A 6,947-nucleotide genomic window follows, 5' to 3' on the forward strand; every position below is an offset into this window, starting at 1 on the left:
CAAACAAAAACCGAGAAATCTATATACAGCTATACATAGCCATTAAATTCCTCGGACTAGGGTACTATTGGTGGAGTTGAGGGTCCCTGAACGATACCCTCGTCCAGTTCTATTTTCATGAGAGAGAAAAAAGTTTAAGTCTCCCATCCTTCTATATTGTGTAATCCTAATTCCATTATTTCTAGGCAGATATCAATGATTTTAGAATCATAAATTGTACCTCTACCTTTTTTTAACTCTTCAAGTACAATTTCAGAATCTAAAGCAGCTCTATAGGGTCTGTGATTAGACATAGCTGCAACTACATCTGCTACTGCGATAATCTTAGATTCAAATCTTATATCTTTTGCTGTTAATCCATTAGGATAACCGGTTCCATCCAATCTTTCATGATGTTGTAATATTACATCATGAATAGGCCATTCAAAAGGAATATTTTTAACAATTTCATACCCTACTTGGGTATGCTCCTTGATTAATAGAAATTCAATATTAGTTAATTTTCCCGGTTTAGATAGGATTCCAAGTGGGATTGATATTTTACCAATATCATGTAATAAACCAGCTACTCTCAATCCTTCAAGTTCCAATTCTGAAAGTCCTAATCTCTTGCCAATTTCCACTGATAAACCTGATACTCTCATTTCATGTCCAGCAGTATAGGGATCAAGGTAATTTGTAATCGAGTGAAGTGTAGAAAGCGCAGATTTCAGCTCTGCCTCCAGTCTACTTTTGGTTAACATTAAGTCTGTGATATCAAGAGAAATTCCACCTATGTATGTTTCTTTATTTACATCGGTATATTTGAATTTTGTATCTTTGATCCATTTAACTTTCTTTTCGTCAATATTATCGAGTTTATATATATTTTCAGCGACTGTTTCACCATTTATTAACTCCAAATCTACTTTATCCATTTGCCTTGCTAATTCATCATCAAACAAATCTATTGTTCTATATTTGTTTATTTTGTAATTATCAAAATCTATACCTTTTGTAGGGATATTTTGAGCGAATTTATTCAAAAATATATGCTCAAACTTCGAATTTTTAATGTAACAAGCTCCAGGAAAATTGTTCATAAAATCATTATAAATCTTCGTTTTATTTTTAAAATCAGTTATATTATGCCAATATGCTACAAATAAATCTACAGTCTGATAATATTGCAAAGATATTTTTAGCAATATATTGCTACCATTTTTTTTAATGTGAAGCCATTCAAATTCACAACTTGATTTTTCTTTTGCCTCTTCGAATTTCTTTTTAGCAGCACTACTGCTTTCTTCGAGATTAATCTGTCTTAATGGTGAAACTTCTACTGGACTTAACCCAATCAATTCTTTTTTATTACTATACCCTAAAGTAGTAAGAGCGCTAGAATTTATTTCTAAAATTATACCATCCCTCAAAACTATAACTCCAATAGGTGCTTTCTCAAGCAATCTGTACTCTCTATCTAAAAAGTCATTTATTTTTGAATTCATTATGCCATCCTCCTTCTACTTTAATGTAAATATTATAGCGTAATGATATGAATTTATCAAGAATCATTTAACTCATAGAAGCATGCTTTAGCAATAAAACTAATATTACATTTGGACAGGGTTCGGAGTGCCAAAAACTCAATTCAACCCTATTGCTACTATAATCCAATAAAAAAGCACATGAAAATGTGCTAAATTTACGTATAGTTTTAATCCAAACAAAAACCGAGAAATCTATACACAGCTATACATAGCCGTTAAATTCCTCGGACGCGGGTACTATTGGTGGAGTTGAGGGTCTCTGAAACTTATCCGCGTCCATAATAAATATATATATATTTTCAAATAAAAGAAGACATTTTACTGTCTTCCCTATTTACAATTAGTTTTCTACTTTTTTTGTTATCTCAACATAATTTTCTGCAAACACTTTTACTATTTCAGAATCAAACTGAGTTCCACTATATTTTCGAAGTTCTGCTATTGCTTCTTCTACAGATAAAGGAGTTAGTCGATAAGGTCTTTGAGCAGTCATTGCGTCAAAGGCATCAGCAACTGCAATTATTTTTGACTCTATAGGTATTTGATCTCCACTTATTCCATTAGGATATCCTTTACCATCAACACGTTCGTGATGATGAAGTACCCCTACAGCCAATCTTGAATATTCATGTGAGGAATTCAACATTCTACTTCCAGATAATGGATGTTGTTGAATAATTTTGTATTCTTCCTCTGTCAACTTTCCAGGCTTTTCTAATATATGTAAATCAATAACAATCTTACCAACATCATGAATCAAGCCCATAGTTTTGATATCATTAATATTTGTTTTTGATAATCCCATTTTTTCAGAAATCAAAAAAGCAAGTTCTGAAACCCTCATAGAATGCTCCCTTGTTTCAGCACTTTTTTCAAATAATGTAGTCATGATAGTATTGATTGTTTGACCACGAATACTATCAATTTCGACAAGCTTATTTTGATACATAAACTCTTCAGCATTAATAAATATTTTATTTATATCCTCTTGGTTGTCATTTTTGGAATCTAATCCAAACGAAATAGATATTTTCCCATATTCAAATTGAGTCTTCTTAATCTCTTTCTGAATTCTTGAAATCAGTACCTCTGCAGCATCTGCTGAAGTGTTTGGTAATAATACAACAAATTCATCTCCACCCCATCTAGCAGCGATATCGTTACCTCTAATACATATTGATATTATATTTCCAATCATACGAAGTAATTTATCCCCTGCTTTATGACCAAATGCATCATTTATTAATTTTAGTCCGTTTACATCTCCCATAATAACAGATAATGGTAGATTCCTAGGATTATCCAATCGTTTCATTTGTTCTTCAAAAAATCTCCTATTATATAATCCCGTAAGTTGATCGTGATAACCCAAATAGCTTAATTCGTCTTCTTTTCCTTTCAAATCAGTTATGTCATGAACCATACCAAGAACTTTAATAGGATTGTTTTGCTCATCAAATTCTAAGAATCCTCTAGAATCAATATACTTATCATTTCCTTTTCCAGTTTTAATTTTAAATGTTACTTTATATGGTATATTATTTTGAATTAATTCAGCTAATGCTTTATTATTTCTATCTATATCCGCTCTATCAATCATATCTAATGTTTTTTGTAAATCCAAAAATTCGCTAGTTCTATCTAAATCATATATATTAAAAGCTTCCTCTGATCCCCACACAGTCATATCCTTCAAAGTTAGTTCCCAAGATCCTATTTTAGCTATTTTTTGAGTTCTCTTCAAACTTTGTTCACTTGATTTTAATTTTTCTAGTACTTTAGCTTTTTCTGTAATATCACTAAAACTGATTACTACTTCTTTAATTTCATTGTTATCGTCAAAACGAGGAAAACCATTTACTGATACCCAAGTAACGTAATTAAGTTTAGCATGGTTAATACCAATTACAATATCTTTAATTGGTTGTCCGCTTGTAATTATCAAATTAACTGGATATTCATCAAGTTCTAATTTTTCTCCACTTTCCGATACAAAACTAAAATCAGGATCAAATGCAAACTTACCATCTAATTTATCATGAGATATTCCTAACAATTTTGAAGCCTTATCATTACTAGAAATTATGGATGTGTCTTTAGCATGAACAACAACACCTGAGTCAAGATTTTCTATTAGTCCAGTATATCTTTTTTCACTTTCTTCTTTCTTAAGTGTTGCTTTTCTATTCTCAGTTACATCTTCTATAACAACTGCAAGTATATCAGATTTTATTGTATATACTGATACTTTCATGTAGCCATCTACTTCTACAGAATAATCTTCAAATATAATTGGATTTCCTGATGAAACAACTTCATCAAAATTATCAAGCCAATACTGTTCAGTTTTTGGGAAAACATCAACTAAACACTTACCAAAAAGATCAGAATTCTTCATTCCAACTTGTTTCTCGAACGTTTTGTTAACCTCAAGAAATTGATATCTGTTTTTCTTGTTTTTTTCATCAAAAACAATCTGATAATGTACCAGCCCTAAAGGCATCATATTATTTAAGAGTTTATACTTTTCTTCACTTTCCTCTTGTTTTATATTTGCTTTTGTCATTTTAGTTATGTCTCTGGCAAATGAAGATATCCCAATAATTTCTTTTTCATTATTAATTACTGGACTAAATATTATTTCAAAATAACTTTTTTCTAGATCACCATATTGCTCTCTCGTAGTATGGGTTTCACCAGATAAAGCTCTATCATAGTTTTCTTTTACTTTTCTTATATCTTCTTCTGAAGTCATAAAATCAAATATGCACATACCATTAGTAACATCTGCATTGTATGCTGCTTTCATAGAGGTGCTATGTGCCTTATTAAAGAACATGTATTTATACTCAGTATCTAAGGATAGAATAATGATGTCCTTGGGACTTTCTAAGCTTGCATTTAATAGTAATTGTGTTTTATGTAATTCTTCGGTGCTCTTTAATTTTGACAATTTCAAATTTAACTTCTGCATTTCTTGTTTTGATTTCAGAAAATCTAACATTTCGTTAAAACTATTACCTATAACTCCTAACTCATCTTTTCTATCCAAATCCAGCACATTTATATTTTCATCTTCTTTATATGATTCAATTGTTTTTAGTAATTTTTCAAGTGGTGGAACCAAATCTTTTATTATATAAACAACTAGTACAATCGAGATTGCAATTATTATTGTTGAAAATCCAATAATAAGATATGTATAGAGTGAAGCTTGTACTAAAGCAGTTTCGCTTAACTCATCTGCTTTATTCGATGCAAACAATTCAATAACATGTATTTTTTCCAAAAGCGTCTCCTGTTGAGCTGCACCATTTGTTACCATAAATCCTTTAGCGCTATCAAAGTCAGCATTCTTCAAATAATCTATAACTATAATTCTATTTGCTTTGGACTCCAAGTATTCTTCTTCTAATTCCGTAATACTACTAATATCACCTAAATAGAATTCATATAAAATCTCAATATTTTCTTCAAGACTTAAATCAATCTCTTCAATTAGTTCTTCCTGCACACTTATAAAATTTTGATCCTCAGAATTAACTATATTTTGCATTACACTAAATACACGTCTTATTTCCGATTCAGTTTCAGTGATTCCTACTGATACTTGATATGGGTGAGTATAGAGATTTTGAGCACTATCTCCAATTCTGGCAATAAAAAATATTGCTGAACTAGAAACTAATAATATAAAAAAAGCTAAACCAAAAAAGTAAATTTTTAGTTTAGTCTTAACTGACAAGTTTCTTAACATAATATACCCTCCTGAGTTTAGTCTGTGAAAAACTTAAAATTATGAATTATATTATTTATTTCTTTTGCTTTTTTATCATATTTTTTCTAAGTAAAATAATGTAAATTGAACTCAAACTAAAAAGAATAAATATGTTTATAAATACAGCTTAATAATTAGTTATAAATTCAATAAAAATGTAATTACCTAGTTCTATATTCTACAGATCTTAATCAAGAAGAGATTTCTTAGAAAAACAAGGCTCTATTTGGATAGAATCCTTAGCCCTATCTTAAGTATATAACTAAATGTATTCAATTACAATAATATTACAATTGATTGATTCAAATGCAACCCACTATCTAAACTATGATTTTTTGTTGACCAATAAAAAAAGACCTTTCAACTAATAATCAGTCTAAAGGCCTTTATTTACAAATTATATTGGTGGAGTTGAGACTCCCTGAAACTTATAAGCGTTCTTTAATGCAAGTGAAAAGCAATACCATGATAAGTTGGTATTGCTTTAATTGAATTTTAATTTGGTTAACTATATAAACTGTTTTTCAAGTACTTGTTCAAGTTATTCTTGTAGACAACCTCACAACACTCATAGTTTCCCCTTATTTAATTTTCTTTATACTTGAATGTTTTTTTGTTTGCTTGTTTTCATACATAAGTCTATCTGCTTCTTTTAACAACTCAGAAACCGATAGTTCTGACCCTTTCCTCTCAATAATCCCATATGAAAATCCTAGATGAATGCGATTATGTTCTGAGTATTCTTCTCCTATTATAATCATCTTCTTTTGCACTTCACTCTTGCCAACATTTTTAAATGTAACAACAAATTCATCTCCACCTAGACGATATACTTCGTCAGTTTTACGAATACTTTTTTTGATGTGTTGGCTTAAATTTTTTAAAACTTCATCTCCGACTAAATGTCCGTATTGATCGTTTATCTCTTTGAATTCATCCACATCAACATAGACCAGTGAGTAGTTTGTTTGATATCTTAAGTAATCACTTTCGAGTAACTCAATCTCCTCATAAAAAGCTCGAGTGTTCTTTACACCTGTTAATGCATCGATGCTTGATACATCTCTTAAATGTTTTAATAACTCCTCTTTAAATAGACGGCTAAGCAATGTAATTATTGCAACACCAATTATTAGAACACTTATTCCAATAAATCCCGGCAAGGTAAATATATGTAGGCTAGGATTATCGATTCGAATAAAAACATCTACTAATCCAAAAATCATATATGTCAAAATTAAGACTACCAATAATAGTCTTTGAACTTTCCAGTCCAGGGTCTCAATTATGATGATGATTAATAGCATTAAATAGATAAGCCCCAATGGATGAGCAGAACCAAGAAAAAACCACATGGATATAGTCGTAATGATATAAAAAGCTATTGAAACAACGTGTGTTATTTGGTTTAAATCCTTAAATATTATAAAAATAAGAAAGATTATACTAATCAACAATGTAAACACTTGAGGGATTGTAGATTTTACTGAAGGGTTTTGTGTAATAAAAAGTGCAACTACTCCAGATATAGACATCAATATGTAAAGAGCAAGCATTATTTGTTTATTAATATATTTTGTTGTGTATTTCATAATCTTCCTCCAAAAACATTTACGCGGTACACATAGGAGAAACCGACG

Annotated in this window: 3 protein-coding genes; all 3 read right to left on the minus strand. The window is 30.1% G+C overall.

The features are described from left to right. Positions 1–134: 134 nt before the first annotated feature. The 3 genes from AC2LE6_RS08070 to AC2LE6_RS08080 all read right to left on the minus strand — a co-directional run bounded on the left by AC2LE6_RS08070 (position 135) and on the right by AC2LE6_RS08080 (position 6,899). Entirely contained in the window at positions 135–1,487 is a 1,353-nt protein-coding gene (locus AC2LE6_RS08070; RefSeq protein WP_484478747.1) for an HD domain-containing phosphohydrolase, read from the minus strand. 382 nt (positions 1,488–1,869) lie between these two features. After that, positions 1,870–5,286 (minus strand): diguanylate cyclase, encoded by a 3,417-nt coding sequence (locus tag AC2LE6_RS08075; protein WP_484478748.1) that lies wholly within the window; start codon positions 5,284–5,286, stop codon positions 1,870–1,872. A gap of 602 nt (positions 5,287–5,888) precedes the next feature. Beyond that, positions 5,889–6,899 (minus strand): GGDEF domain-containing protein, encoded by a 1,011-nt coding sequence (locus tag AC2LE6_RS08080; protein ID WP_484478749.1) that lies wholly within the window; start codon positions 6,897–6,899, stop codon positions 5,889–5,891. Positions 6,900–6,947 lie beyond the last annotated feature (48 nt).

The organism is Candidatus Izemoplasma sp. (genome assembly GCF_982632705.1).

What these genes read in the sequence shown, in the direction of transcription:
- AC2LE6_RS08070 (WP_484478747.1), bottom strand. Translation starts at nt 1,487, where the DNA reads ATGAATTCAAAAATAAATGACTTTTTAGATAGAGAGTACAGATTGCTT.
- AC2LE6_RS08075 (WP_484478748.1), bottom strand. Translation starts at nt 5,286, where the DNA reads ATGTTAAGAAACTTGTCAGTTAAGACTAAACTAAAAATTTACTTTTTT.
- AC2LE6_RS08080 (WP_484478749.1), bottom strand. Translation starts at nt 6,899, where the DNA reads ATGAAATACACAACAAAATATATTAATAAACAAATAATGCTTGCTCTT.